16 protein-coding genes are annotated in these 24779 nt (G+C 60.6%); 9 read left to right on the top strand and 7 right to left on the bottom strand.

Annotation, left to right across the window (positions count from 1 at the left end; genetic code table 11):
- Nucleotides 1–235: 235 nt before the first annotated feature.
- Together GEI7407_RS18325 and GEI7407_RS18330 are read right to left on the bottom strand one after the other, a co-directional pair.
- Nucleotides 236–811 carry a thioredoxin family protein gene (locus GEI7407_RS18325; protein ID WP_015173709.1) on the bottom strand — a complete coding sequence of 192 codons (576 nt, stop codon included), beginning with the start codon at nt 809–811 and terminating at the stop codon, nt 236–238.
- Nucleotides 812–1024: 213 nt separating this feature from the next.
- Nucleotides 1025–2314 (bottom strand): Glu/Leu/Phe/Val dehydrogenase, encoded by a 1290-nt coding sequence (locus GEI7407_RS18330; RefSeq protein ID WP_015173710.1) that lies wholly within the window; start codon nt 2312–2314, stop codon nt 1025–1027.
- Nucleotides 2315–2876: 562 nt separating this feature from the next.
- Between GEI7407_RS18330 and GEI7407_RS18335 the strand changes: the two genes are divergently transcribed.
- Complete coding sequence (locus GEI7407_RS18335) at nt 2877–3491, top strand: DUF4126 domain-containing protein (RefSeq protein ID WP_015173711.1); 615 nt, start codon at nt 2877–2879, stop codon at nt 3489–3491.
- Nucleotides 3492–3588: 97 nt separating this feature from the next.
- Here GEI7407_RS18335 and hemH read toward each other — a convergent pair whose 3' ends face one another.
- Both hemH and mrdA read right to left on the bottom strand, forming a co-directional pair.
- Nucleotides 3589–4752: a ferrochelatase gene (gene hemH, locus GEI7407_RS18340; RefSeq protein ID WP_015173712.1), complete on the bottom strand. Its 1164-nt coding sequence runs from the start codon at nt 4750–4752 to the stop codon at nt 3589–3591.
- Between the two features lie 324 nt (nt 4753–5076).
- A complete protein-coding gene (mrdA, locus tag GEI7407_RS18345; protein ID WP_015173713.1) occupies nt 5077–6861 on the bottom strand; it encodes a penicillin-binding protein 2 in 1785 nt (594 codons plus the stop codon).
- Between the two features lie 461 nt (nt 6862–7322).
- On the opposite strand from mrdA, the gene GEI7407_RS18350 reads away from it, so the two are divergent.
- Nucleotides 7323–7649 carry an STAS domain-containing protein gene (locus tag GEI7407_RS18350; RefSeq protein WP_015173714.1) on the top strand — a complete coding sequence of 109 codons (327 nt, stop codon included), beginning with the start codon at nt 7323–7325 and terminating at the stop codon, nt 7647–7649.
- A gap of 30 nt (nt 7650–7679) precedes the next feature.
- Here the strand turns inward: GEI7407_RS18350 and GEI7407_RS18355 are convergent, their stop codons facing one another.
- Nucleotides 7680–8813 carry a PP2C family protein-serine/threonine phosphatase gene (locus GEI7407_RS18355; RefSeq protein ID WP_015173715.1) on the bottom strand — a complete coding sequence of 378 codons (1134 nt, stop codon included), beginning with the start codon at nt 8811–8813 and terminating at the stop codon, nt 7680–7682.
- An 85-nt stretch (nt 8814–8898) separates the two neighbouring features.
- Nucleotides 8899–12411 carry a response regulator gene (locus GEI7407_RS18360; RefSeq protein WP_015173716.1) on the bottom strand — a complete coding sequence of 1171 codons (3513 nt, stop codon included), beginning with the start codon at nt 12409–12411 and terminating at the stop codon, nt 8899–8901.
- Between GEI7407_RS18360 and GEI7407_RS20815 the strand changes: the two genes are divergently transcribed.
- The 6 genes from GEI7407_RS20815 to cheB all read left to right on the top strand — a co-directional run bounded on the left by GEI7407_RS20815 (nt 12410) and on the right by cheB (nt 20330).
- Nucleotides 12410–12655, top strand: a complete 246-nt coding sequence (locus GEI7407_RS20815) for a hypothetical protein (protein ID WP_081587342.1) — start codon at nt 12410–12412, stop codon at nt 12653–12655. The two genes, GEI7407_RS18360 and GEI7407_RS20815, sit on opposite strands and share 2 nt — an antisense overlap.
- A gap of 52 nt (nt 12656–12707) precedes the next feature.
- Nucleotides 12708–14108 (top strand): CheR family methyltransferase, encoded by a 1401-nt coding sequence (locus GEI7407_RS19775; protein WP_015173717.1) that lies wholly within the window; start codon nt 12708–12710, stop codon nt 14106–14108.
- A 47-nt stretch (nt 14109–14155) separates the two neighbouring features.
- A complete protein-coding gene (locus GEI7407_RS18370; RefSeq protein WP_015173718.1) occupies nt 14156–15214 on the top strand; it encodes a chemotaxis protein CheW in 1059 nt (352 codons plus the stop codon).
- A 43-nt stretch (nt 15215–15257) separates the two neighbouring features.
- On the top strand, nt 15258–16709 hold the full coding sequence (locus GEI7407_RS18375; RefSeq protein ID WP_015173719.1) for a methyl-accepting chemotaxis protein: 1452 nt from the start codon (nt 15258–15260) through the stop codon (nt 16707–16709).
- Nucleotides 16710–16814: 105 nt separating this feature from the next.
- Nucleotides 16815–19232 carry a hybrid sensor histidine kinase/response regulator gene (locus tag GEI7407_RS18380; protein ID WP_015173720.1) on the top strand — a complete coding sequence of 806 codons (2418 nt, stop codon included), beginning with the start codon at nt 16815–16817 and terminating at the stop codon, nt 19230–19232.
- Nucleotides 19233–20330: a chemotaxis-specific protein-glutamate methyltransferase CheB gene (gene cheB / locus GEI7407_RS18385; protein WP_015173721.1), complete on the top strand. Its 1098-nt coding sequence runs from the start codon at nt 19233–19235 to the stop codon at nt 20328–20330. It begins immediately after the preceding gene.
- An 86-nt stretch (nt 20331–20416) separates the two neighbouring features.
- Here the strand turns inward: cheB and GEI7407_RS18390 are convergent, their stop codons facing one another.
- Nucleotides 20417–20827, bottom strand: a complete 411-nt coding sequence (locus GEI7407_RS18390) for a PleD family two-component system response regulator (protein WP_015173722.1) — start codon at nt 20825–20827, stop codon at nt 20417–20419.
- A 942-nt stretch (nt 20828–21769) separates the two neighbouring features.
- Between GEI7407_RS18390 and GEI7407_RS18395 the strand changes: the two genes are divergently transcribed.
- Nucleotides 21770–24634: a GAF domain-containing protein gene (locus GEI7407_RS18395; RefSeq protein ID WP_015173723.1), complete on the top strand. Its 2865-nt coding sequence runs from the start codon at nt 21770–21772 to the stop codon at nt 24632–24634.
- Nucleotides 24635–24779: the final 145 nt, after the last annotated feature.

Genomic DNA, 24779 nt, shown 5'->3' on the forward strand with positions numbered 1-24779 from the left:
AGAAATGCCTCTTTGTGATGAAATGAGGGCATTGTCTACGATTTAGCCCAGATTTTCGTTTTTCACAACAATTTGGCCGGAGTGCTTTTGTTTTTACAGCCCGGTCTGTCTTTGGGATATCGCTTGATGAGGTTGAGAGAGCGACAGAGTCGCTCCCACGGGGCGATCGCCCCCTAACCTCAGCCGACACAGAAACACACACTGCACCCAAGTGCTTCCTATACAGACGGCTCCCTCAGTATCTTGGTTCACGGCCCGGTTTCCACTTGATGTTGCAGCCGATGCTGGGCTTTTGATCGGGGCTGACGGGCTGGCCCGCCAAGACCGCATCGATGGCCCGGCGCAAATCTTGGCCAGTCAGGGGCTGGTCGTTGCTGGGGCGGCTGTCGTCGAGCTGGCCGCGATATACCAGCGATCGCCCGCGATCGAAGAGAAAGAAATCGGGCGTGCAGGCTGCCGTATAGGCCAGGGCTACGGCCTGAGATTCGTCGTAGCACAGCGGGAAATTGAACCCCTGCTCTCGCACCATCTCCGCTAGGCGCTCGGGGGCGTCGGCGGGGTAGTTTTGGGCGTCGTTGGCGCTGATCGCCACAATGCCGAGGGGCGAGTTGACATAGTCTCGGCCGAGCTGGGCTAGCTCCGCCTGCACATGCTTGACGTAGGGACAGTGGCGACAAAGAAACATCACCAGCAAGGCACTCTTTTCTTGGAAGGTGGCCAGGGAGATGGTTTGGCCGGAGACGACGTCGGGAAGGGCAAAGTCCGGCGCGGATGTTCCCAGGGCCAGCATGGTAGAGGGAGTGAGAACCATCGTCTTTTTGGAGGTGAGCAACGCTTTAAATTAGAGCAAGTTTCGCGGCGATCGCTCCATCCCACCCGCGATCGGTGCCGCTAGCCCCGCCAGAAACTCCACAAAAAAAACAGCCTGCGATCGCAGGCTGGGGTGGGAAGATGATCTTCCGAATCAGGGCAAACTTAAATTTCTGAATGGGAGCGGGTCGCCCAAGGCGCTAGGGGCCGCTGGTTAATGGCCATTGAGGTAGTAGTCGCGGGTGCCTTTGGTGCGGATTGCCTCTTCGAGGCGCTCGAGGGCGTAGACGTAGGCCGCTGTGCGCACCGGCATTCCTTGGTCACGGGCGATCGCCCAAATCGGCTCGGCCGCGTCGAGCATCTTTTGCTTGAGGCGCTGATTCACCTCGTCTAGGGTCCAGTAGAGGCCGCTGCGGTTTTGGACCCACTCGAAGTAGCTCACCGTGACGCCCCCCGCATTCACCAAAATGTCCGGAAAAACGTAGACGCCCTTGGCCTCCAGCACCCGATCCGCCGCCGACGTGATCGGACCATTGGCCACCTCGAAAATGTAGCGCGCCCGAATGCGATCGGCGTTGGCGCTGGTGATCTGGTTTTCGAGGGCCGCTGGCACCAAGACATCAACATCCAGCTCCAGCAATTCTTCATTGGTGATCACCGTGTGCTCGACGATGTTGCACACCGTATCTTTGCAGTACACCGCCTGAATGCTGCGGCTAGCCTCTTTGTAGTGGCGAATGCTCGGAATATCGAGGCCCTGGGGCGCGTAGATGCCGCCCTTGGAGTCGCTCACCGCCACTACCTTGTAGCCTGCTTGCCACAGCAGCTCGGCCAGCATCGCCCCCGCATTCCCGAAGCCCTGGACCGCGACGGTGGTCTCTTGGGGCCGTCGGTCAAACTTGGGCAGCATGGCCTCCATGACAAAAAAGGCTCCCAAGGCTGTAGCGGTATCGCGGCCGACGCTGCCGCCGATGGTGATCGGCTTGCCGGTGACGACAGCGGGGCAGAGCTTGCGCTGGAGAATGCTGTACTGGTCCATCATCCAGCCCATGATCATGGCGTTGGTGTAGACGTCGGGGGCGAGGATGTCCACGTCGGGGCCAATGAAGTCGGCGATCGCGTCAATGTAGCCCCGGCTGAGGCGCTCGAGCTCCATCCGCGACAGCTCTTTGGGATTGAGGGTGATGCCGCCCTTGCCGCCGCCAAAGGGCAAGTTGAGGGCCGCACACTTGAAGGTCATCCAAAAGGCCAGGGATTGGACCTCGTCCATGCACACGTTGGGATGGTAGCGCACGCCGCCTTTGGTCGGGCCGCGAGTGTCGTCGTAGCGCACCCGATATCCCTGAAAAATTCGCAGTGAACCGTTATCGAGGCGTACCGGAATCGAAACGCTGATGCTGGCCTTGGGATACTTCAGACGCTCGATGGCATCTTCGGAAATCTTGACGTATTTCAAGGCATTTTCCAGCCGCTGACTGGCATCAGCCAACAAAGATTCAGACATACCTTTAAACTCCCAAAGCCTATTCACGTGAGCGATCGCGCTTTGACCAAAGTCGATGCCTTAGTCCAGAATCTGCGTAAAAGTCAAGCACTCAAAGCCAAAATTTTGGTGCTCAATAGGGAATTTTGGTTTGAGAATTAACGCTTGAGTGATGAAGGTAGATTTTGCTCTCTTTGCATCGATGACGTGTGGCGATAAATCGATTAATTGAGCTTAAAACTATCAGGGATCAACTTAAAACCCCTCTATTTCAATTTAGTAGATGGAGAAAAGGGTGTCATAGTTTCTCCAAAAACTTAATATGCCCCTGTGAGACAACCTTGGGGTAGCGAGGCGTCAGAAAGCTAGGGGGCGATCGCTTGTGAGCGTTCGGGGCAGCATTAACCCGTCTGGAGGGCTTCCGAAGCGAGGAAACAGTGCCACACTAAAAGTATGTCTGCAGGGTCGATGCCGCCACTGCGGGCGCCAGAGACGTCAGCAATCTCCAGTCTCAATGAGCCCGCATATTAACACCTTGGTTTCTGGTTGACCGCGATCGCACCTCAGCTCATTTCTGGTTTCTATGATTGCCCTCCTTGCTGCCCTTTCTGCCTCCGCTGCCGCAGGCCTGCGGGTTGCCCTTCCTCTGCTGGTCATTGGCCTGCTCTACGGCGAAACGATCTGGGCCCAGGCCCCCCTCCTGTCGCTGATTCCCCCGCGGGTGGTGCTGGGAGTGCTGGTTAGCTGGTCACTGTTTGAGCTGCTTGGGTCCAAGCAGCTTTTGGGTCAGCGCACGCTGCAAATCATCCAGCTGATTTTCAGTCCCATCGCCGGCACGATCTTGGGGGTGGCGATCGCCGAATTTACCGATCGCGAAGCGCCCATGATTTTGATCATGGGGGTCCTGAGCGGCCTGCTCGCGCTGGTGCTGCAACTGGTCCAGGTGGGCTGGTTTTACCGGCTCCAGGGGCTGCCGCTGTGGGCCATCTTTGCCCAGGACGGCCTCTGCATTGCCCTGACGCTCTTTGCCTTTGATGCGCCCCGCCAGGGCGGCGTGATCGCGCTGCTGCTGCTGTGGCTGGCCATCCGCAGCACCAACGAGTGGCGGCGCTGGTACCAGGCTCAGGCGGCCTACGGCGATCGCCCCAATCTGCGAGACTCCCGCAATCCTCGCCGCTTCAAGCAAGACCCCGATTAGAGCCTGCTGCCAAACACCACGCCAAACCCCTCTTACCTAGTGGCAAGAGGGGTTTGGCATTTAGAAGGTTGGGGGGAGTTCGTGCGAGAGGCGATCGCTACAGCAGCCCCGCAAAGTGCAGCGGACCGTGGCCGCTAATCAACTCCAGCAGCAGCGCAAAGAAGCCAATCATGGCCAGACGACCATTCCAAACCTCGGCTGCCGTGGTCATGCCCCACTCCCAGCGCTCCTGGGGATACATCTTCACCTGCTTTTTGGGGCGCATCACCTGCGACAGGTCCGTTGGCGGGCTGGCCAAGGCGTCTGTCACCAGCTGCGTCAGACCATTAATAAAGTCAGGGTGGGTGTTGAGAGCGGGGACGCGGTGGAACCCGTGAATGCCGTGCTCTTCGGCCAGTTCCCGATACTCCATGTCGATTTCTTGGAGGGTCTCGATGTGCTCCGAGACAAAGCTGATCGGCACCACCACCAAGTCCTGCACGCCCTGCTCAGCCAGCTGGACGATCGCATCTTCGGTGTAGGGCTGCAGCCACTCCACCGGGCCGACGCGGCTCTGGTAGGCCAGGGTATGGGGGTTGGAGCGACCCAGCTTTTGCATGATCAGCTCGGTGCACTGCTCGATTTCTTCTTGGTAGGGGTCGCCCGCCTCTTCGACGTAGCTGACCGGCACCCCGTGGGCGCTGAAGAACACGTGGGCCTTTTCAGGCTCAGGGCACTTGTCGATTTCTTCGCGGATGAGCTGGGCCATGGCGCTCACGTAGCCCGGCTGGTCGTACCACGAGGGGACAACGGTGTGCTCGACTTTTTGCAAATCGGGATCTTGCTTCCAGATCTGCTCGAGGAGCCGGAAGCTGGAGCCGCTGGTGCTGATGGAAAACTGAGGATAAAGGGGCAGGATGACGAGTTTTTCGATGCTGTCGCGCTTGAGACGGGCGATCGCCTCTTCGGTGAAGGGGTGCCAGTAGCGCATCCCGATGTAGATTTTGGCGTCCTGACCGACCCGCTGCAGGCTCTCTTGGAGGGCGTGGGCCTGGGCCTCGGTGATGCGGCGCAGGGGAGAACCGCCGCCGATCTGGGCGTAGTTCTCTTGGGACTTCTTGACTCGGAGCGTGGAGATCATCCAGGCCAAGGGGCGCTGTAGCCACGGGAAAGGTAGCCGGATGATTTCTGGGTCAGAGAACAGATTAAACAGGAAGGGACGCACATCTTCTATCTGATCTGGCCCACCCAAGTTCAGTAGTAATACGCCTACACGACCCATAGCGGCTTTATTTCCTGGCTCTCAGCTTTGTTACCGATTTTAACAATAAATCTCGTTCCTCTGCGGGGGCAATGTTATGGAACACATAACTTAATAATTCTTCCAATAGCTGACAAAAACTCAGGACGCAAATGGGGCCAGCGGGCAGCGATCGCCCCATTTGCCTAGCTCCAGCAGAGTCGCAGGGGCAAGGTTTTAGGCGATCGCCTCTTTTTAGACTTCCTTTGCAAATTCGCGTCAGCTTGCCGAATAAATCGATGGCTTGTGCATACCCCTAGAGCAGCGTTTCCCGACGGGAGTTACGCCGCTTCAGAGGGCAGACGATTAGCGTTTTTGACTGAAGTAGGCCCGGTACACCGCCTGGGCAACGGGCACCGCTGATGTCGCGCCATAGCCGCCTTCCTCAATCACCACACTGATGGCAATTTTGGGATCGTTGGCCGGTGCAAAGCCCACATACATCGAGTTGTCCTCTTGACCCAGGACTTCTACGGTGCCGGTCTTGCCGCCCGTGAGGGGGATGGTGCCGTCGTTGAGCTGACGCGCTGTGCCCTTTTGGACAACCGCGATCAGGCCCTCTCGGATGACTGCGATCTCCTCCGGTGAGAGGCCAACTTTCTCGCGGGCAGTCTGCGGCGTGTTGGTCTGCGCTGTTAGCAGGTGAGGCTTGACGCGCCAGCCTCCGTTGGCGATCGCCGACACCATCACCGCCATTTCTAGCGGCGTCATCAGGGCTAGCCCCTGACCGATCGACATCGTCACCGTATCCCCGGCATACCAAGGCTCATCGTAGAGTTCTTGCTTCTCCTTGGGCGTGGGCAGCGAGCCATGGCTCCCGCCATCGAGGCCCAGCAGCGACAGGTCGGTCGCACCAATGCCCAGGGCCTTACCCCACTTGGAAATCTGCTCTGGGCCGATCGCCAAGCCAACTTGGTAGAAGAACGTGTTGCTGCTGTAGGCCAGGGCATCGCGAAACCCAATCAGGCCGTAGCCGCTGTTGCCGTGCTCGTGGAAACTGATACCGCCCACCGTGATCGCCGCGCTGCTCACCAGCATCGAATCGGGCGAAAACTGCCCCGAGCCCATGGCCGCCGCCGACGTCACGATTTTGAAGGTGCTGCCGGGGGGATAGCCCTGGAGCGATCGGTTGAGGAAGGGATTATCGCTCGCCTGGAGCTGTTCCCACTCGCTCGCTGACACCTTGCGCGTAAAGAGGTTGGGGTCAAAGGTCGGGTGGCTGACCATGGTCAGAACCGCACCGGTTTTGGCATCCAGCACCACGACAGAGCCCCGGCGTCCGCCTAGGGCCGCTTCCGCTGCTTTTTGCAGGGCGATATCCACCGTCAGCTTGACCGACTCCCCGCCCACCGGGGACTGATAGCCCAGGATCCGCCGCTCTTTGCCAGCGGCATCTACCTCAACCAGGCGGTTGCCCCACTTGCCTTGGAGCACTTTGTTGATGGTGCGCTCGAGGCCCATTTTGCCCAAGAGCATGCCCATGGGGTATTCGGGGTGCTCCTTGAGATCGTCGGCAGTCGCTTCGCCGATGTAGCCCAGCATGTGGGCTGCCACGGAGCCGTTGGGATAGTTGCGCGCCGCCTCTCCCCGAATTTCGAGGCCGGGCATCTGGCCCGCGAACTCAGCTAAGCCGATGAACTCCGTCGGGGAGAGGTCCCGCGTGATGCGCACGGGCAGGCTGGAGGCAAAGCCGGCTTCTTCGAGCTTTTTCAGGATTTCCTGGGGCTCTAGGCCGAGGATTTTGCCGAGGCGCTGGGCGCTAGCGTACCACTGCTCGGGGCTCTGCTGGCGAGGCCACAGGTAGACAGCGCGGGTCAGACGGTTGGTGGCAAGGAGTTTGCCGTTGCGATCGAAGATGTTGCCGCGATCGGCGGGAATGGGGACAAAGCGTACGCGGTTGTCTTCGGCCAACAGCCGGTTGTACTTGCCTTCGATGAGCTGGAGCTGGGCCAGCCGGAAGGTACACACCATCAAGGGCGCTGTCACTGCGATCAACAGGGCGATCGCCCGAAGCGATCGCGCGCTTGGCGGTGTTGCGGTCACTGCCCGCTTGCGGGCCAAACCGGGCGAAAACGAAAGTCCACGAGCCATACTCTTCACTTCCTCACCAGATGCCCCAGGGGAGCGGTACGTGGGCCAAAATTTTGAGTTAACGAGGCGAGGTCGGGCGTTTAGGCCGCCCATCGGGTCAGGGGGTGACTGCTGTAGCCCCGAGCCCAAGGGTTTTTCAGCCCATTCCTCAAGGGAGATTCTTGTGTAGCTTCCGGTCCCCAGGACGGCGATTCCGGACAGTTTGGAGGGCGACAGCGCCTCCAGATTGACGGTGTGCCAGCGCCAGCGATCGCGCCGATGCTATCTCCCCTAACGTTAATTTAAAGGGCTTTTTTGATCCCCGATCGCAATTTTTCGTTCGTTCTCAAGATTCGCTATCCGCCAACCTGGGGGAATGGTCCGCCAAAGAGCATCCGCTCGAGATCCGCAGCTTTTGCGACACCACTGGCCCTCAGAGATTCGGATATCCTAGAGGACGAGCCTTTCCCCCTCTGGACGCTATGAGTCTTTCAGTGAAAGTTGTACAGCCCGCCGGCATTCTCGACAGCACGCAGGTCAACTCCTTTCGTCAGGCCGTGAGTGACGCGCTAGCCGAACAGCCGGATGTTGTCCTGATTGAGCTCAAAGATGTGTCCTTTATTGACAGTTCAGGGCTCGGAGCCTTGGTAGCTGTCCTGAAAATGACGCGATCGCGCGGCAAAAAGCTTTTTGTCTGCTCAGCCAATGCTCAGATCAAGATGCTTTTTGAGCTGACCAGCATGGACCGGGTCTTCGAGAGCTTCGAGAGCCGCCAAGCCTTCCAGGAAGCCGTTCTCGCCACCGACTGAGGCTGGCGCCGGCGGGCAAGGGGCGATCGCCTAGGGCAAATTGAGCTGCAGCAGCGAAAAGTCATCATCAAACAGATCGCGCTGGGTAATTTGCTCGATCTTGGCCGGCAGCTCCGCGACTGCCGCAGCCGGATTGGCCCAGTGCTGCTGTAGCAGAGCAATAAACTCCTCTAGGGTCCACACCTCACCGTTTGAGCGCTGAATCTCGTACACTCCATCGCTGAAGAGAAACAAACTGCTGCCCGGCGCAACCTGACAAAAATCATGGGCATAGCGCGCCTCCGGCAGCATGCCAATGGGCAGCCCTGGCGTCCGCAGAGACTGTACCTCGGGGCCATGGTCAGTGGCCGTGATCAAAATCGCGGGAGGATGGCCCGCGCTGGCGTAGATCAGCCGGCGGGTGGTGCGATTGTAGACGCCGTACCAGATGGTGAAATATTTGTCGCTCTGGTCCTCCATCTGAAAGGCTTCGTTGAGGGCCTGCAAGACTTCCTTGGGCTGGTAGACGTTGACGCCGGGCAGGGAATGGGAGCGGATCAAGTTCAGCACAGAAATCGAGAGCAGGGCCGCGCTGAAGCCGTGGCCAGCGGTGTCTAGGAGGTAGAGGGCTAGGTACTCCGGATCGAGCCAGTAGTAGTCAAAGCAGTCGCCGCCGAGCCGGCTTGAGGGAATGTAGCAGGAGCGGATCTGGAGGGGGCGGTCCATGGGGGAGGGCAGGAGCGATCGCACGTAGTCTGCGGCTTCGCTGAGCTCTGCTTCGAGGCGCTGCTTTTTTTCTTGGAGCTCCTGGGTGAGCTGGTAGAGGCGCAGGATAGCCCGGACACGGGCGGTCAGCTCGGTGAGGTCGATGGGCTTGGACAAAAAGTCGTCAGCGCCGGTGTCGAGGCCCAAGACGCGATTTTCGACGCCGCTTTTGGAGGTGAGCAAAATAAAGCCTGTGGCGGCCATGGCGGCGTCGGCCTTGATGCGGCGGCAGACCTCAAGGCCGTCGAGCCCCGGCATGATCCAGTCGCAGAGGATCAAGGAAGGGGGGGTCTTGCGGGCGCAGTCGATGCCGTCTTGACCATTGGTGGCGACCTGAACGCTGTAGCCTTGTTTTTCCAGCGATCGCTTTAGCAGCAGCTGAATGGCTGGGTCGTCATCAATCACCAAAATATCAGGCATAGCGAACAGCACAGAGAAGGGCTACACAGCCATTTTCAAGGATTTCTGAGAAAGCGCAGCGCTGCCCTGGCAGACTGGCCGGGGGCTAGGGCGACTTTTGGTCAATGAGGGCTTGGACCTGCTGGAGCAGGGTCGTGAGCTGGTAGAGCAGGGGGACGGCGTTGTCGAGGTAGCCCTGGCGCACGTCCTGCTCTAGGGTAGCGGCGATCGCCTGCATGTCGAGGATGCCGACATTGGCGCTGGCGCCCTTGACGTGGTGGGCGATGCTTTCGAGCTGCTGGCGGTTGCGCGCGGCGATCGCCTCTGTCGCCTTGCTGAGCTGCTGGTGCACGTCCTCCACGAAAATGGCCAGCAGCTCCTGCTCAAACTCCGGATTATCGTCAGAAATCAGGTGCAAATGCTCCCAATCAATGCGCAGGGGGCTGGGGGGCTGCATCTGGCAGGGAAGCACCCACCGATCGATCATGCGGCCCAGATCATCAATGCGAATTGGCTTGCAGAGATAGTCATCCATCCCGGCCTCAAGACACAGGTCGCGGTCCTCGGTCATGGCGTTGGCCGTCATGGCGATCACGATGGTGTGGCGCTGACCGTCTTCGCGGCTGCGCAGCATCCGGGTCGCGCTGTAGCCGTCGAGGACCGGCATCTGGCAGTCCATCAGCACGATGTCGTAGGGAATGGTCTCCAGCATTTGCAGGGCCTCTTGGCCGTTGGCGGCCACATCCGCCGCGTAGCCCAAGCGCTCTAGCTGCTTGAGGGCAACTTTCTGATTGACGGCACTGTCTTCGACCACCAGGATTTTGGGTTTGGTTGTTGTCTGCATAGCCCATTGTGAAGGCAGAGGGGATGACGACCAGGACTCCAAGTAGCAACCCACAGCAGGGCGATCGCCCGTCGCAGGATCTCCCCAAGCGCCTCGGGACTCCGCCGGAGGTTTGGGGGCGATCGCCTGCACGAGGCTCTGGAGCAGGCGCGCCTGCTTGACCGGCTTAATTAGATAGGCCGCAAAACCCAGATCCAGCAGCGTCTGCCGCTGCCCCGATTGGTTGACGGAGGTCATCATGATCAATGGCGTCGACGCCAGAACCGGATCGGCTTTGATCTGGCGGCCCAGCATCTCGCCATTCATCTCTGGCATCAGCATATCGAGTATTGCCGCATCGTACGGCTGATTTTCGGCGATCGCCCCCTGCATCATCGCCCAAGCTTCCGCCGCTCCTGCCGCCTCTTCCACCTGCATACCCCAGGCGATCGCCTGCTCCCGCAGGATCCGGCGGTTCGTCCCATTATCATCCACCACCAGCAGCCGCGCCCCCACCAGGCTTCCAGGGTCTAGCGCCTCTGGCTTGCGCGGCCCTGGCTTCGCCACGCCCACCTGAAACCCCAGCCGCACCCAAAAGCGCGACCCGCGCTCCCACTCGCTCTCCACCCCGATCGCGCCCCCCATCAGCTCCGTCAGCTGACGACAGATCGCCAGCCCCAGCCCCGTCCCGCCATAGAGCCGCGTCATCGAGGCATCCACCTGGGAGAAGGGCTGGAAAATGCGCTTTTGGGCCTCCGGCTGAATCCCAATCCCCGTGTCGCTCACCGAAAACTCCAGCCGTGCCTCCGACGCCGACGCGCGGAGCAGCGCCGCCCGAATCACCACCTCCCCCTGGGCCGTAAACTTGATCGCATTGCCCACCAAGTTGATCAGCACCTGACGCAGGCGGCTAACATCCCCCAGCAAGCAGGGCGGCAGCTGAGGATCGCTCCACACCGCCATCTCCAGGCCCTTGGCGTGGGCGCTGGGGGCCAGCAGGTCCGCTACCTCCTCCAGAGCGTCCTTGGGGTTGAACTCCAAGATTTCGAGCTCCATCTCCCCCGCCTCAAGCTTGGAGAAGTCCAGAATCTCGTTGATCAGCGTCAGCAGCGCGTCGCCGCTGACCTGGATGGTCTCCACGTAGTCTCGCTGCTCGGGGTTCAAGTCAGTGTCCAGCAGTAGCCCCGTCATGCCGAGCACCGCATTCATGGGGGTGCGGATTTCGTGGCTCATGGTCGCCAAAAAAATGCTCTTGAGCTGGGAGGCGCGCTCGGCTTCTTTGCGGGCGGCTTCGAGGGCCAGGTTTTGCTGGGCGAGCTGCTGGCGCTGCTGGCGCTCCTGGCTGAGCAGACGGGCCTGGGCGACGGCCAGGCCTACCTGGTTGGCGAGCTGGCACAGCAGGTCGATCTCAAAGGGGGTCCAGGCGCGCGGCGTGCTGCACTGGTGGGCAATCAGCAGGCCCCAGAGCTGGGTGCCCTCCAAAATGGGAACCCGCAGGCTCGCGCGCACCTCAAAGCGGGCCAGCAAGGCCTGATAGGCGGGGGGTAGCGTAGCACAGGGAACGTCTTCGATGGTGCGCACGTGGCCCTGGCGGGCGTCGTCGCTGGGGATTTCCCAGAAGCTGGGGTCGTCGGTCAAGGTGGCGGGCCAGGGCGCTTGGACCGATTCGACGACGACGCTGCCGCGGCCTGTGGGGTCAAATTGGTAAATCAGGACGCGATCGGTGTGCAGGAAGTGGCGAATCTCGGTGACGGCGGTCTGGAGGATGGTGTGGAGGTCGAGGGACTGGCGAATGCGCAGGGTGATGTCGGCAAAGAGCTGCGATCGCAGGGTTTGGCGCTGCAGATCGGCTTCGGCCTGCTTGCGATCGCAGATGTCCTCCACCGAGCCTTCGTAGTAGAGCAGATGCCCCGCGCTGTCGCGCACCGCTCGGGCATGTTCCCGAATCCAGGTGACTGTGCGATCGCGCCGGTAAACCCGCACCTCAAAGTCGCGCACTGCACCCTGCCGCGCGAGCTGGGCCAGCAGATCGGTCCGCCGATGGGGATCGACATAGAGGTCATCTACCTGGGACACCGCCGTCATCAGTTCCGCCGGTGAGCCATAGCCGTAGATGCGGGCCAGGGCCGGGTTGGCCGTCAGGTACTGCCCCTCCGGTGTGATCTGAAACATGCCCTCTAGGGCGTTGTCAAAAATACTCTTGAGCTGGGCTTCGGTTGCCTGCACCTGGGCCAGCTTGAGCCGGAGCTCCATCTGGGTGACCACCTGCTCCCCCAGCACCTGCAAAGCCTTGATTTTTTGGGGATCTAGGGAGCGCGGGGTCTGGTCGATCACGCACAGCGTGCCCATGCCGAAGCCGTCGGGCGTCATCAGCGGCGTCCCCGCATAAAAGCGAATGTGGGGCTCCCCCAGCACCAGGGGATTGTGGGCAAAGCGCGGATCGAGACTGGCGTCTTCGATGATCAAGATTGAGCCCTGCTCGAGGGCGTGGGGACAAAAGGCAATGTCGCGAGCTGTTTGCTGGACGGTCACGCCGACTTTGGCCTTGAACCACTGGCGATCGCGATCAATCAGGGAGATCAGCGCGATGGGCGCCTGACAAATCTCCGCCGCGAGCTGCACCAAGCTATCAAACGAGGCCTCAGCATCCGTATCTAGAAGGTTGTATTCATAGAGCTTCTGAAGTCGCTGAAGCTCCTGCAAAGAACTGTGCGGTCTCACGGGGCTATTTCCAGGGTCATCAAGGGCGAAGCGCTGGCCCGGTCCGGCAGACAACAGGAGCGCGATAGGGACCATGGTTTACTATGCCCAGTTTTGGTGGGGGCATCCCGGTCGCGCTGAAATTTTCGCGGCGATCGCCGGGGCTGGGCTTTGTCCAAGTGGGGTTCGCGGGGCTGCATTTTGGGCGATCGCGGCGGCATCTGAGCACCCCTCTGCTGGCGTTCGTCTTGAGGGCCAATTTGGCCCCAAAGCGAGGCAAAGTCAGGGACCGACAGCCCCCGATATTTATAACTTTTATCACCAAAATCGTGAGGCCTAAAACAGTTTTGGGCATTGTAAGAAGGACCCTATCCCGCTGAGATTTTCGCTGAATGGACAACGCACTGCTTCAGGCTTTTGTTCAGCTGATTTCCCACAAGACCGGCCTACAAATTCGGCCTGAAGATCGCACGAACCTGCACAAAAAAATTGATGCTCGCGTGCGGGCGCTCCGTTTGCCGAGCGCAGTGCAGTACTACCAGCTTCTGGATCTGGCGCGACACCATGACGCTGGGACAAACCACGATCTGCGCTGGGAAGCGGCGCAGCAGGAATGGCAGACCCTGATTCAGCTACTGACGATCACGGAGAGCTATTTTTTCCGCGATCAGGGGCAGTTTCGGCTGCTGCGGGAGCTGATTTTGCCGGAGCTGATTCAGCAAAACGCCCAGCGGCGATCGCTGCGCATCTGGAGCGCTGGCTGCTCGACCGGCGAAGAGGTCTATTCTTTGGCGATCGTCTTGATGGAGCTGCTGCCCAATCACAGCCGCTGGGACATCACGCTGGTGGGGACTGATATCAATGAAGGGGCGCTCCATCGGGCGCGAGAGGGCCTCTACAATGACTGGTCGTTTCGGCTGGTGGAGCCGAGGCTGCGGGAGCAGTACTTTGCGGATCACAAGGCTCTCTGGCGGATCGATGATCGGGTGCGGCGCTGGGTGAAGTTTGTTCCTCACAATTTGGTGCAAGATTCGTTTCCCAATCCCCAAAATCATCTGTGGGAGATGGATTTGATTATCTGCCGCAATGTTTTTATCTATTTTGATCAGCCGACGATCGGGCGGGTGCTGCCCAAGCTCTATCACACGCTGCGGGTGGGTGGCTATTTGATGGTGGGGCACACGGAGCTCTACGGCCAGGATCTGCGGGCGTTCAAGACGCGGATGCTGCCGGAGTCGGTGGTCTATCAGCGCAGTTCGGGGGCGATCGCCCCTGAGACGATGGTGGCCTCGCCGGCCCCCAGCGCGGTCCCAGCGCGATCGCCCGCTGCGGCCCCTTTGCCCCGCCGGTCTGCTCCGGCCCCCCAGGCCGCCCCCCCAGCGCCCAGCACCCTGATGCAGTGGATCGAGCAGGCGCGCGCCCACGCTCACCGGGGAGAGCATGATTTGGCAACGGCGGCGTGCCAGGCGGCTTTGGGCCTCGATCCCTTTGCCCTAGAGCCCTACTACCTGCTGGCGGCGATCGCCGAGGAGCAGGGCGATCGCGACGGGGCGAAGCTGTTTCTCAAGCGGGTTATTTACCTCGATCCGGAGGCGGTGGCGGCCTATCTGGAGCTGAGCTTGATCTACGGCCAAGAAGGCGATGAGGGGCGATCGCAAAAAATGAAGCAGCTGGCTTTGGAGTTTTTGCAGCGGCTGCCGCCCGAGACTCCTGTGGTCAACCATGAGCCCTTGACGGCCCAGGATTTGCTGCTGGCTTTGACCCAGTCCGGCAGTACTCCGACGCCTGAGTAGCGAATCTTCTCGCGAATCTTTTCTTCGATCCTGAGCGTTTACGGTCTATGGATAGTCAGTCATATCTCATTTTTAGTTTGGGAGATGCGCGCTACGGGGTCGAGGCGCTGCTGGTGCAGGAGCTGTTTTTCTTGCCCCAGTTGACCCCGGTGGTCGAGGCTCCCCCAGCGATCGCGGGCATCGTCCGGGTGCGAGGCGAGATTTTGTCGGTGATCAATCTTGAGCGCTTTTTGCGGTGCAAGCCCCGGCCTTACAGCATCACCGACAGCGTGATTGTCCTGGCCCAGGGCGATCGCCGCGTCGGCATCCTCGTGCACCAAGTCCACGAAATCCAGACCATCTCGGCAGACCAAGTCGTCACCGACTGGGCCGGGCGATCGCCCATCAGCATCCCCACTGCCACCCTCACCGGCGTCACCCAGATCAACGATCAGCTCGTCTTTTTGCTCAACGCCGCCAGCTTGTTTGGCTATCTCCACGCCAGCGCCCCGCCGGTCAGCAGCAGCGAGCAAGACCTCAGCGGCGACGCCGAGAGCCTTTCGGGGAGCGATCGCGCCCACAGCTACTTTTTCCCCGAGGCCACCCCCGAAGAACGAGAAATTTTTCTGCATCGGGCCAAAAACCTCCTGTATCAGACCGAAACTCAGGACGCCAGCCAGCTCATTCCCCTCGCCGTGATTGGCCTCGGCAACGAATACTTCGGCATCGAGCTCGACATCGTGCGCGAGTTCACCGACGTTCGCCAAGTGACGCCAATTCCCTGCTGCCCCGCCCACGTCGTCGGCAACATGAACCTGCGAGGCGAAATCTTGACCCTGGTGGATGTGCGCCCATCCCTCAGCGTCGTCACCACCGCCCAGACCACTTCAGACCAAGCCGTGGTCCTCCAAGTCGAAGACATCATCGTCGGCCTTCAGGTCGACGAGGTCTGCGACGTTGTATACCTTCATCCCAGCGATATCAAGCCCGTGCCCAATGCTGTCCGCAACAGCACCGAAGACTATCTCAAAGGATCCGCCCCTTACCAGACCGCGATGATGAGCATTCTGGATTTAGCCAAGTTTCTGAGCCAAGGGGGCCTGGTCGTCGATGAAGAAGTTGCTTAGGGCCGGCCGTTTATCTTCATCATTTTGCTAGAGGTACCCACTCATGCTCGAAAACCTCAACCTCAGAAGTCGCATTCTTTTGGGCTACGGCATACCCGTGATTCTGTCGATCGTATCCTCCGGCATTGTGTACTCGCGCGTGACCATGGTGCAGCAGCAGACGACCTTGACCCACAAGTCCTACGAGGTGCTGGACAAGGCCCAAAAGCTCGCTCTGAGCGTCCAGATCATGGATCGCGCCGTGCGGGGACACCTGCTCGATCGCAGCTCGATCTCACTAGAAACCTATGAGCAGGCCCGCACCACCTATCAGGCCCTGGCCGAAGAGATCTCTGGGCTGATCAGCGATTCGCAGCAGCAGGCTATGTTCCAGGAAATCCAGCAGGCTCACCGCCAGATCGCCGAGCTCAATGACACGCTGGTCGATCTGGTCAACGATGGCCGGGGCGAGGCGGCGATCGCCCGCTGGAAGGCCTCCGATGGCCGGCGCCGCTCCGAAGAAATCTCGCGTCTCCTAGAAGCCTTTGAAGAGCGGGAGCAAGACATCATTGAGCAGCGCACCAAAAGCAACGAAGAAGCTCTCAAAACCCTCGTTCTAGCGGTCTTTGTAGCGACCCTGAGTTCGGCGCTGCTAGCGGTGATTATTGGGCTGCGCATTGCCTCAGGCATTTCCCAGCGAATGAACCAGGCCGCCAGCGCCGTGAGCAGCTCTTCGTCGGAGATTGCCGCCACCATCGAGCAGCAGGAGCGCACCGCCACCCAGCAGGCCACCTCGGTCCACGAAACTACGGCCACGATGGATGAGCTGGGGGCCTCGTCGCGCCAGATTACCGAGCAGGCAGAGGCCGCTGTGCTGGAGGCACGTCAGGCCTTGACCCTGTCGGAGGCGGGCACGGTGGCAGTCGATCGGACGATGGAGGGCATGGAGGTGCTGCGGGAGAAGGTGAGCGCGATCGCCGACCAGATCCTGCGCTTGAGCGAGCAAACCAGCCAAATCGGAAATATTTCTGGGCTGGTGAGCGATCTGGCCAACCAAACCAATATGCTGGCCCTGAATGCAGCGGTCGAAGCGGTCCGGGCAGGCGAGCACGGCAAGGGCTTTGCGGTGGTGGCCGCCGAGATCCGCAAGCTGGCGGACCAGAGCCGCAAGTCCGCCGAGAAAATCAACACGCTGGTGGTCGATATTCAAAGCGCGATCAATTCCACGGTGATGGTGACCGATGAGGGCACCAAAACGGTAGAAACCGGGGTGAAAGTGGCCCAGGAAACCGCCCAGTCCTTCAATGGGGTGAAGGATTCCCTGGGGCACGTCATGCTCAATAATCAGCAGATTTCTCTGAGCGTGAAGCAGCAGGCGATCGCCATTCAGCAAGTGATCGAGGCAATGAATGCCCTCAATGCAGCGGCCCAAGAGAGCGCCGGGGGCATTTCCCAGGTGCGCATTGGCACCCAGCGTCTCAACGCCGCCGCGCTCAATCTCCAGGCGGTGATTTGATGCTTTTTGACGGCTCTGCTTCCCCTGGGGGCCGGGGCAGCTTACCGCGATAGTCCTGGGTCGGCGATCGCCCCTTCTCTCAAACGCTATTGCCAAGAGGCGCTTATGTTCATTGAGGACGAAGAGCTGCGCGGGCTTTTCAAAACCGCCAGCGAGGAACATCTCCAGCAGCTCGATGCGGGGCTTTTGCACCTCGAAAAGCACCCTGACGATCAGGCCTGCCTAGAAAACCTGATGCGAGAAGCCCACAGCCTCAAGGGGGACGCCAACATGCTGGGGGTGCGCGAGGTGGGAGCCTTGGCCCACGAGATCGAGCATGTGCTGGGACAGGTGCGCCGCCAAGAAATCGCCTTTTCGCCGGAGCTGGGCGATCGCGTGTCGGAGGTGCTGGAGGTGATGGGCGAGCTGGTCCACGAAGCCGTGACCGGCGAGCGCGCCTCCGTCAATCCCGTGCACGCTCTAGCGCGCTTTTTGGGCGGCGGGACGCCGCCTGAGGAGTCCCCGCCCGCGCCGCCCGCCGACGAAGCGGCACTGGCAGCCGGATTGCCGCTGCCAGAACCGCTGCCAGAACCACTGCCAGAGCCAGGAGACAGCTTGAGCCTTGGCATGAACGGGGGCACCCATACCAGCCTGAGTCCTGACCTGAACGGGGGCACCCATGGCGGCGCGATCGCCCCAGACGCTCCCACCGCTGTGCTTCTGCCGCCCATTGCCACCCTGCCGCCCCCGGCCCCTCGCCCAGCCAACGGACCCACCGACGACTACCGCATCAAGACGCTGCGGGTCGAAACGCGGGATCTCGACTCCCTGATGACCCAAGCCGGAGAGCTGACGGTGACGAAAATCCGCATTGCTCACCGCCTCAATGATGTCGAGTCGCTCCTGGGATTTTGGGAAGACTGGAGCCGCGACGCCTTTGTCAATCGCTATGCCCTGGGTAGTACCGGCGCGATGGGCGATCGCAGCCAGATTTGGCAGACCTTCCAGCAGCGCACCGAAGAGCGCATCGAGCAGATGGGCACCGCCATCACCCGCCTGCGCAACGCCCTCTACGAAGACACGATGCGCCTCGAAGGGCTGGCCGAGGAGCTCGAAGCGGGGGTGCGCACCCTGCGCCTGATGCCCCTGTCGAGTCTTTTTAGCCTCTTTCCTCGCATGGTGCGCGATCTGGCCCGCCAGGAAAGCAAGCAGGTCGAGCTGGTGCTCGAAGGGGGCGAAACGCGCGCCGACAAGCGCATCCTGGAGGAGATGAAAGACCCGATCGCCCACATGCTGCGCAATGCCATCGACCACGGTCTGGAGTCGCCGGAGGAGCGCCAGCGCCTGGGCAAACCGGCGATCGCCACCATCACCCTGCGCGGCTACCAAACCGCCAACAACATCCTGATCGAGGTCTCCGACGATGGCCGGGGCATCGATCCTGTCGCGATCCGGCGCGCGGCGATCGCCAAGCAGCTTTGCCGCGAAGAAGACCTCGACGCCATGACCCCCAGCCAGATCCAGGCCCTGATCTTCGAGCCGGGCTTCTCGACCCGCAACTTCGTCACCGAAGTCTCCGGACGGGGCGTCGGTCTGGACGTCGTGCGCACCAACGTCGATCGGCTCAAGGGCAGCATCGAAGTCCTCTCGACGCCGGGTCAGGGCTGCACCATTCGCATCCGCCTGGGCACCACCCTGGCCACCGTCCACGTGCTGATCGTCCGCGTCGCGGGCATCGACTATGCCCTGCCGGTCGAATTTGTGTTGCGGACCCAGCTGGTGCGCCCCTCCGAGATTTTCACCATCGAAGGCCGAGAAGCCACCCTCCTGGACGAATCCCCCGTCCCCGTAGCTCACCTGATCGATCTGCTGGAGCTGCCGGCCCAGGATGCCAAAACCAAAGCGGCCCTCAGCGCCGACCAGCCCATGCCCTGCATCGTGCTGAAGGTGGGAGAAGAGCGGCTCGCCCTGCTCGTGGATGACCTGCTAGACGAACAAGATGTGATGCTCAAGCCCCAAAGCAAAATCCTGCGGCGCGTCCGCAACGTGGCCGGGGCAACGATCCTAGGCACCGGGGAAGTCTGCATGATCCTCAGCGCGCCGGACCTAGTGAAGTCCATCAATCGCCGCCAGCGATCGCGCTCGGCCGTCGCCCCTGCCCCCGCTGCCCAGCCCACCCGCAAACAGGTGATCCTGCTGGTAGAAGACTCGATCGCCACCCGCACCCAAGAAAAACGCATTCTAGAGGGGGCGGGCTACGAAGTCGTGACCGCCGTCAATGGCCTCGACGGCTTTAGCAAGATCATGTCTCGCGCCTTTGATGCGGTCGTGTCCGATGTCCAAATGCCCAAGATGGACGGCTTCGAGCTGACCGCCCAAATTCGCCAAAATCGCGACTTCGCCGAGCTGCCCATCGTTTTGGTGACCACCCTGGCCAGCGACGAAGACAAAAAGCGCGGCGTCGAGGTGGGAGCCAATGCTTACATTACGAAGGGCACCTTCAATCAAGAGGTTCTCTTGGATACCCTGCGGAGGCTGATGTAGATGCCCCAGCCCATTCGTGTGCTGTTGGTCGAGGATTCTCCAGTGGCGCTAGCAGTGCTCACGCGGATCCTCAAGGCGTCTCCCGACATCGAAATTGTGGGAACAGCACGCACGGGTCAAGAAGCCCTGGATCTGCTGCCCGAGGCTCGGCCCCAGGTCATTTGCACCGATTTGCACATGCCGCAGATGGACGGCCTGGAGCTGACGCGGCGCGTCATGTCGACTTCGCCCAAGCCGATTTTGGTGATCAGCGCTTCGGTCCAAGAGGACGACAGCCAAAATATTTTTCAGCTCCTGGAGGCGGGGGCTGTGGACATTTTTCCGAAGCCGGTCGGCGGCCTAGCGGTGAGCGATCCGAAGATTGCGCAGGCGCTGATCGACAAGATCAAGGTGCTGTCGGGGGTGACGGTGTTTACGCAGCACCGGGGGCGATCGCCCTCAGCCAACCCAGGCAATCCAGCCGCTGTCGTGCCGCTGCCGCTGCCGCCGCTCCCCGCCGACGTGAACCCCCGCCCCGCAACGGGCGGGGTGCTGGTCATTGGCGCCTCCACCGGCGGGCCGCAGGCGCTGTACACGATCTTGAGCCAGCTGCCGCCCAAGTTCCCCCTACCCATCGTGTGCGTCCAGCACATCAGCGAAGGCTTTTTGCAGGGGCTGATCAACTGGCTGGGCCACGGCTGCGCGCTGCCGGTGACGATCGCCCGAGCGGGCGATCTGCCGCGATCGGGCCACGTTTACTTTCCGCCCGAGCGCCAGCACCTGCTTTTTGATGGGGCGGGCCGCTTTGTGACGCGCTCAGGCGCACCGGTGTCCGGCCACTGTCCCTCGGTGACCGTGACCTTTGAGTCGGTGGCCCACACCTTTCGTCGCAGCGCCATCGGCGTCTTGCTGACGGGGATGGGGCGCGACGGCGCTGACGGGCTCCTGACGATCGCCCAAGCCGGAGGCATGACCATTGCTCAGGACGAAGCCAGCAGCGTCATTTTTGGCATGCCGCGAGAGGCGATCGCCCTGGGAGCCGCTCAGCACATTCTGCCCCTCAACGACATTGCGGGCTATGTGATCCAGCGCTGCATGACCGGGCGATCGCGCCTCTAGGCCGCGCCACTCCCGAGCCAGCGCGCGCTGGTGCCCAAAAATTTTTTGGGACTGGGCGATCGCCCCCGCCAGCAGCCGTGGCCCGACTAGGCCACGCTGCCAGCCGGAGACTCCGTCGATCGCGTCAGGCGATCGACAATCTGCTTGAGCTGCTGGGCCTCAAAGGGCTTCGTCAAATATTCGGTTGCCCCAGCCATGCGCCCTTGCACCCGATCAAACGCCTTATCGCGCGATGTGATCATCACAATGGGCAAATTTCGAAACTGCGGCAAATTTCTCACTGTGCGACACAGTTCGAGCCCATCGATCTGCGGCATCGAAACATCTAAAAGCAAGACCGAAATCGGTTCGTGATAAATCTTAGACAGAGCTTCTACGGCGTTGTCCGCTAGTAGAACCTGATAGTCATCCTTGAGGATGCGGCGGACCATCTCTAAGACGATCGGGCTATCATCAACGGCTAAGACTTGTGGCAGCTTTGCGGCTCCTTCAGGCATGACGCTTCCTTTCCATGGAATGCTGTGACCTAGGTTTAAAGTTCCCATTGAGCAACTTGAGAAATAATACTCTGACGGTTTTTAATAGTTTGAATAGAAAGTCGAGCAATGATGAAGAATTAGTCCGGATTCATCAAAATTGTTCGTAAAAAATCACTTTTGGATAGCAGTTTATAAATACCTTTCGGTTTCTTGATCTCGTTCATTCCCCAATCAGGGATTCGATCTTTTTTTAAAAAGAATTAGTTAATTTCATTGGACGCAATCATCCCCTGATTTGACAACGATCACAAACGCGTAATGGCGGAAATTCCATCGCGATCTCGCTGAGGCAGCGGGAAAGTCCGCCAAGGATCTCAAGGGCGCGGTGATTTTGTGGCCTTTTATTTGGGAATCTTGGCAGTCGAGGAGCCCGCAGGGAGGATTTTGGCTGGCGCGATCGCCAAGGATAAGCCACAGACACCAAGCCCGGAGTAGCCACTCTCATCGCGGTGGCCAAGGATCCGCGAGGCGCTGGAATGGGGAGGCGGTTTCCGACTTGAATTTGGGTCAACAATTGGCTTGGGAGCGGATAGAAGCAGCCGGAAGATGGGCACTTTAGAGAGTAGTGGAAACCAGCGTCAATCTGACTTTTGGCCCATTCCACAAAGTGTGTCGATCGGCTGCTGTGGTCTAACAGGCTGCTTCCATGCTAGAAACCTGGGCAATTCATGGTTGATGTGGGTGGCGGTGGATTGAATACATGTATCAATGCATGGCAGCGGTCGGGGTGGAGGGGCAGCATCCATGGGGGATGCTCGTTCGGAAGCTCAGGGGTTGCCAGGCGCTGGCGGCACTGCTTGGGTTTTACTTACAGCCAGGAACCTACCCGTGCTTATTCCCTCTTCTTGCTCCCCTGAGAGTGTTCCTGCACTCCCTTTTATCCCTTCCTTCTCTGGTGACATGGCGCGGCTAGAGACCCTGCGGCAGTATGGCATTTTGGATTCTGCACCGGAAGTCGCCTTTGACAATCTGGTGCGATTGACTGCTCGATTTTGTGAGGTGCCGATGGCGGCGATCGCCTTTGTCGATCGCGATCGCCTGTGGTTCAAGGCCCAAGTGGGACTGCCCCAGCGGCAAGTCCCTCGGGAGGGCAGTTTTTGTGATTATGTGGTCCAGCAGGGCCGCGGGTGGTACGTGGGCGATGCGGCGACGGATCCGCAGTGGCAGGCCAATCGCTGGGTGGTGGATGCGCCGGGGGTGCGCTTTTATGCGGGGGAGCCTCTGGTAACGGCGGAAGGCGCGATTTTGGGGACGCTGAGCATTCTGGATACGGTGCCGCGCACCCTCACCCCGGAGCAGCGGCAAACGCTGTGCATGATGGCTCAGCAGGTGATCGATCAGCTGGAGCTGCGGCGGCTGCGCCACGGGGCAGGAGATTCGCTGGGGGCGGCCCTGACGGCGGGGGCGCTGGCACCGCAGTGTGAGCTGACGATCCAGCCGAGCAACCAGGCGATCGCCTACATCCTCGAAGGCATCACGGACGCTTTTTTCACCCTGGACGCTGATTGGCGCTTTAGCTATCTCAATGTGCGGGCGGAGCAGGTGCTGGGGCGATCGCGCGATGAGCTGCTGCACCAGTGCATCTGGGAGATGTTTCCGGACGCGGTGGGCTCGATCTTTGAGCAGGAGTACCGCCGGGCCGTCACCCAAGGCACCAAGGTCAACTTTGAGGAGTACTACGATCCGCTGGGTCTCTGGCTAGAGGTCCACGCCTATCCCCACACCGGCGGGCTGGCGGTGTACTTTCGGGACGTGACGGCGCGCAAGCAAACTGAGGCCAACTTGCTAGAGCAGTCGCGCCTCTCGACCCTGGCGACGACGGTGGGTCTGCTGCTGGGCCAAAGCGGCTCGCTCACGGATGTCTTGGCCCAGTGCGCCGAGGCGATCGCCGTCTATCTGGACATCGACTTTGTGCGCCTGTGGACCTACAACGAGGAAACCCACCTGCTCGAATTGCAGGCGATCGCCGGACACCACAGCCACACCGACGAATTTCCCGCGTCGATCCCCATGGGCATCAGCCTGATTGGCCGGATTGCTCAGAGTCGGCAGCCCTACGTCGCAAACCAGCTAGCCAGCGACATTTGCATCTTGGACCAAACCTGGGTCCAGCAAGAAGGCTTTCAGTCCTTTGTGGGCATTCCCCTGGTGCTCGAAGATCGCGTCATCGGCGTCATGGCTCTATTTGGCAACGAGCCCCTGAGCGACGCCGCCTTCGGCGCGATCCAGTGGCTGGGCATCAGCATGGCCGTGGCGATCGATCGCAACTGGGCTCGCGAGGCCCTGCTGAGCCGCCGGGAGGCCCTGCTGTTTCGGCTGGCCAACCAGATTCGCAACTCCCTCGACCTCGACACCATCCTGGAAGCCGCCGTCACCGAAATTCGCAACCTGCTGCAAATCGATCGCTGCTACTTTTTGTGGTGCTGGATTCAGTCGCGCGACAGCATTGGCGAGCAGGCGGCCCAGCTGGCGGTCACCCACGAAGACAAACCCGCCGAGCTGCCGAGCCTGCTGGGCGACTTCCCGGCGGACCGCACCCCGGCGATCGCCACCAGCATCCTCAACCTGCAAACCCTGCGGATCAACAGCGTCCTCGATGACGACGAGCTGCCTTCCGACACGCGATCGCTCCTGCTCGATCAGGGCATCGTTTCCCAGCTCCTGGTGCCCCTGGAGACGCGGGCGGGCCAGCTCGGGGCCGTCGTGTGCAGCCACTGTAGCGGTCCCCGCTCCTGGAGCGAGAGCGAAGTCGAGCTCGTCACCGCCATCACCAACCAGCTCGGCCTCGCCATCGACCAAGCCGAGCTCTACGCCCAGAGCCGAGCCGCTGCCCTCGCCGCCCAGACCCAGGCCCAGCAGCTCAACGAAACCCTCGAGCACCTCAAACACACCCAGACCCAGCTCATCCAGAGCGAAAAAATGTCCAGCCTGGGTCAGCTAGTCGCTGGCATCGCCCACGAAATCAACAACCCCGTTAACTTCATCAACGGCAACCTCACCCACGCCAGCAACTACACCCGCGACCTGCTAGAGCTCGTCGAGCTCTACACCAAGCACTATCCCCAGCCCGTGCCGGAGATCGACAGCTTTACCGAAACCATTGACCTCGAGTTTCTCGCCGACGACCTGCCCAAAGTCCTGGCCTCCATGAAGATGGGCGCCGACCGGATTCGCCAAATCGTCCTGTCTTTGCGCAACTTCTCGCGCCTCGACGAAGCCGCCATGAAACCGGTCGATATCCACGAAGGCATTAACAATACGCTGCTGATTCTCCAGGGCCGCCTCAAGCCCAAGGCCAACCGCGATGGCGTCAAGGTGATCAAGGCTTTTGGCGAGCTGCCCCTGGTGGAGTGCTACGCGGGCCAGCTCAATCAGGTGTTTATGAACGTGCTGAGCAACGCCGCGGACGCCCTCCAGCAGCATCACGATCCGCTGCTTGTGATCTCAACGGAGGTCAAGCAGTCCGAGGGGGAGCCCATCGGGACCCATGGAGCGCTGGCCTGCTCGGTGCCCACGTCCGTCGTGATTCGGGTTCGGGACAACGGGCCTGGAATGACGCCGGAGGTGCAGCAGCGGCTGTTTGATCCCTTCTTTACGACTAAGCCGGTGGGCCAGGGAACCGGCCTGGGGCTCTCGATCAGCTACCAAATCGTGGTGGAGCGCCACGGCGGCACGCTCCAGTGCCTTTCCGCACTGGGAGAAGGAGCCGAGTTTGTGATCGAAATTCCGGTTTTTCCGCGCAGCTATCTCCAGGGCCATCCCTAGGGCGATCGCCCCTAGGCCTTATTCTCCGTATACTGGTCAACTCTTCATAGCAACTTCACAGAGGCTTTTTAGTAATTTCCGTATTTTCAGTGGAATCTGTATCTGAGGGGTTTTCTTCCTCTATCAAGACTCCTGAAAAACACGG

This window comes from Geitlerinema sp. PCC 7407, from assembly GCF_000317045.1.
Lineage (GTDB): Bacteria > Cyanobacteriota > Cyanobacteriia > PCC-7407 > PCC-7407 > PCC-7407.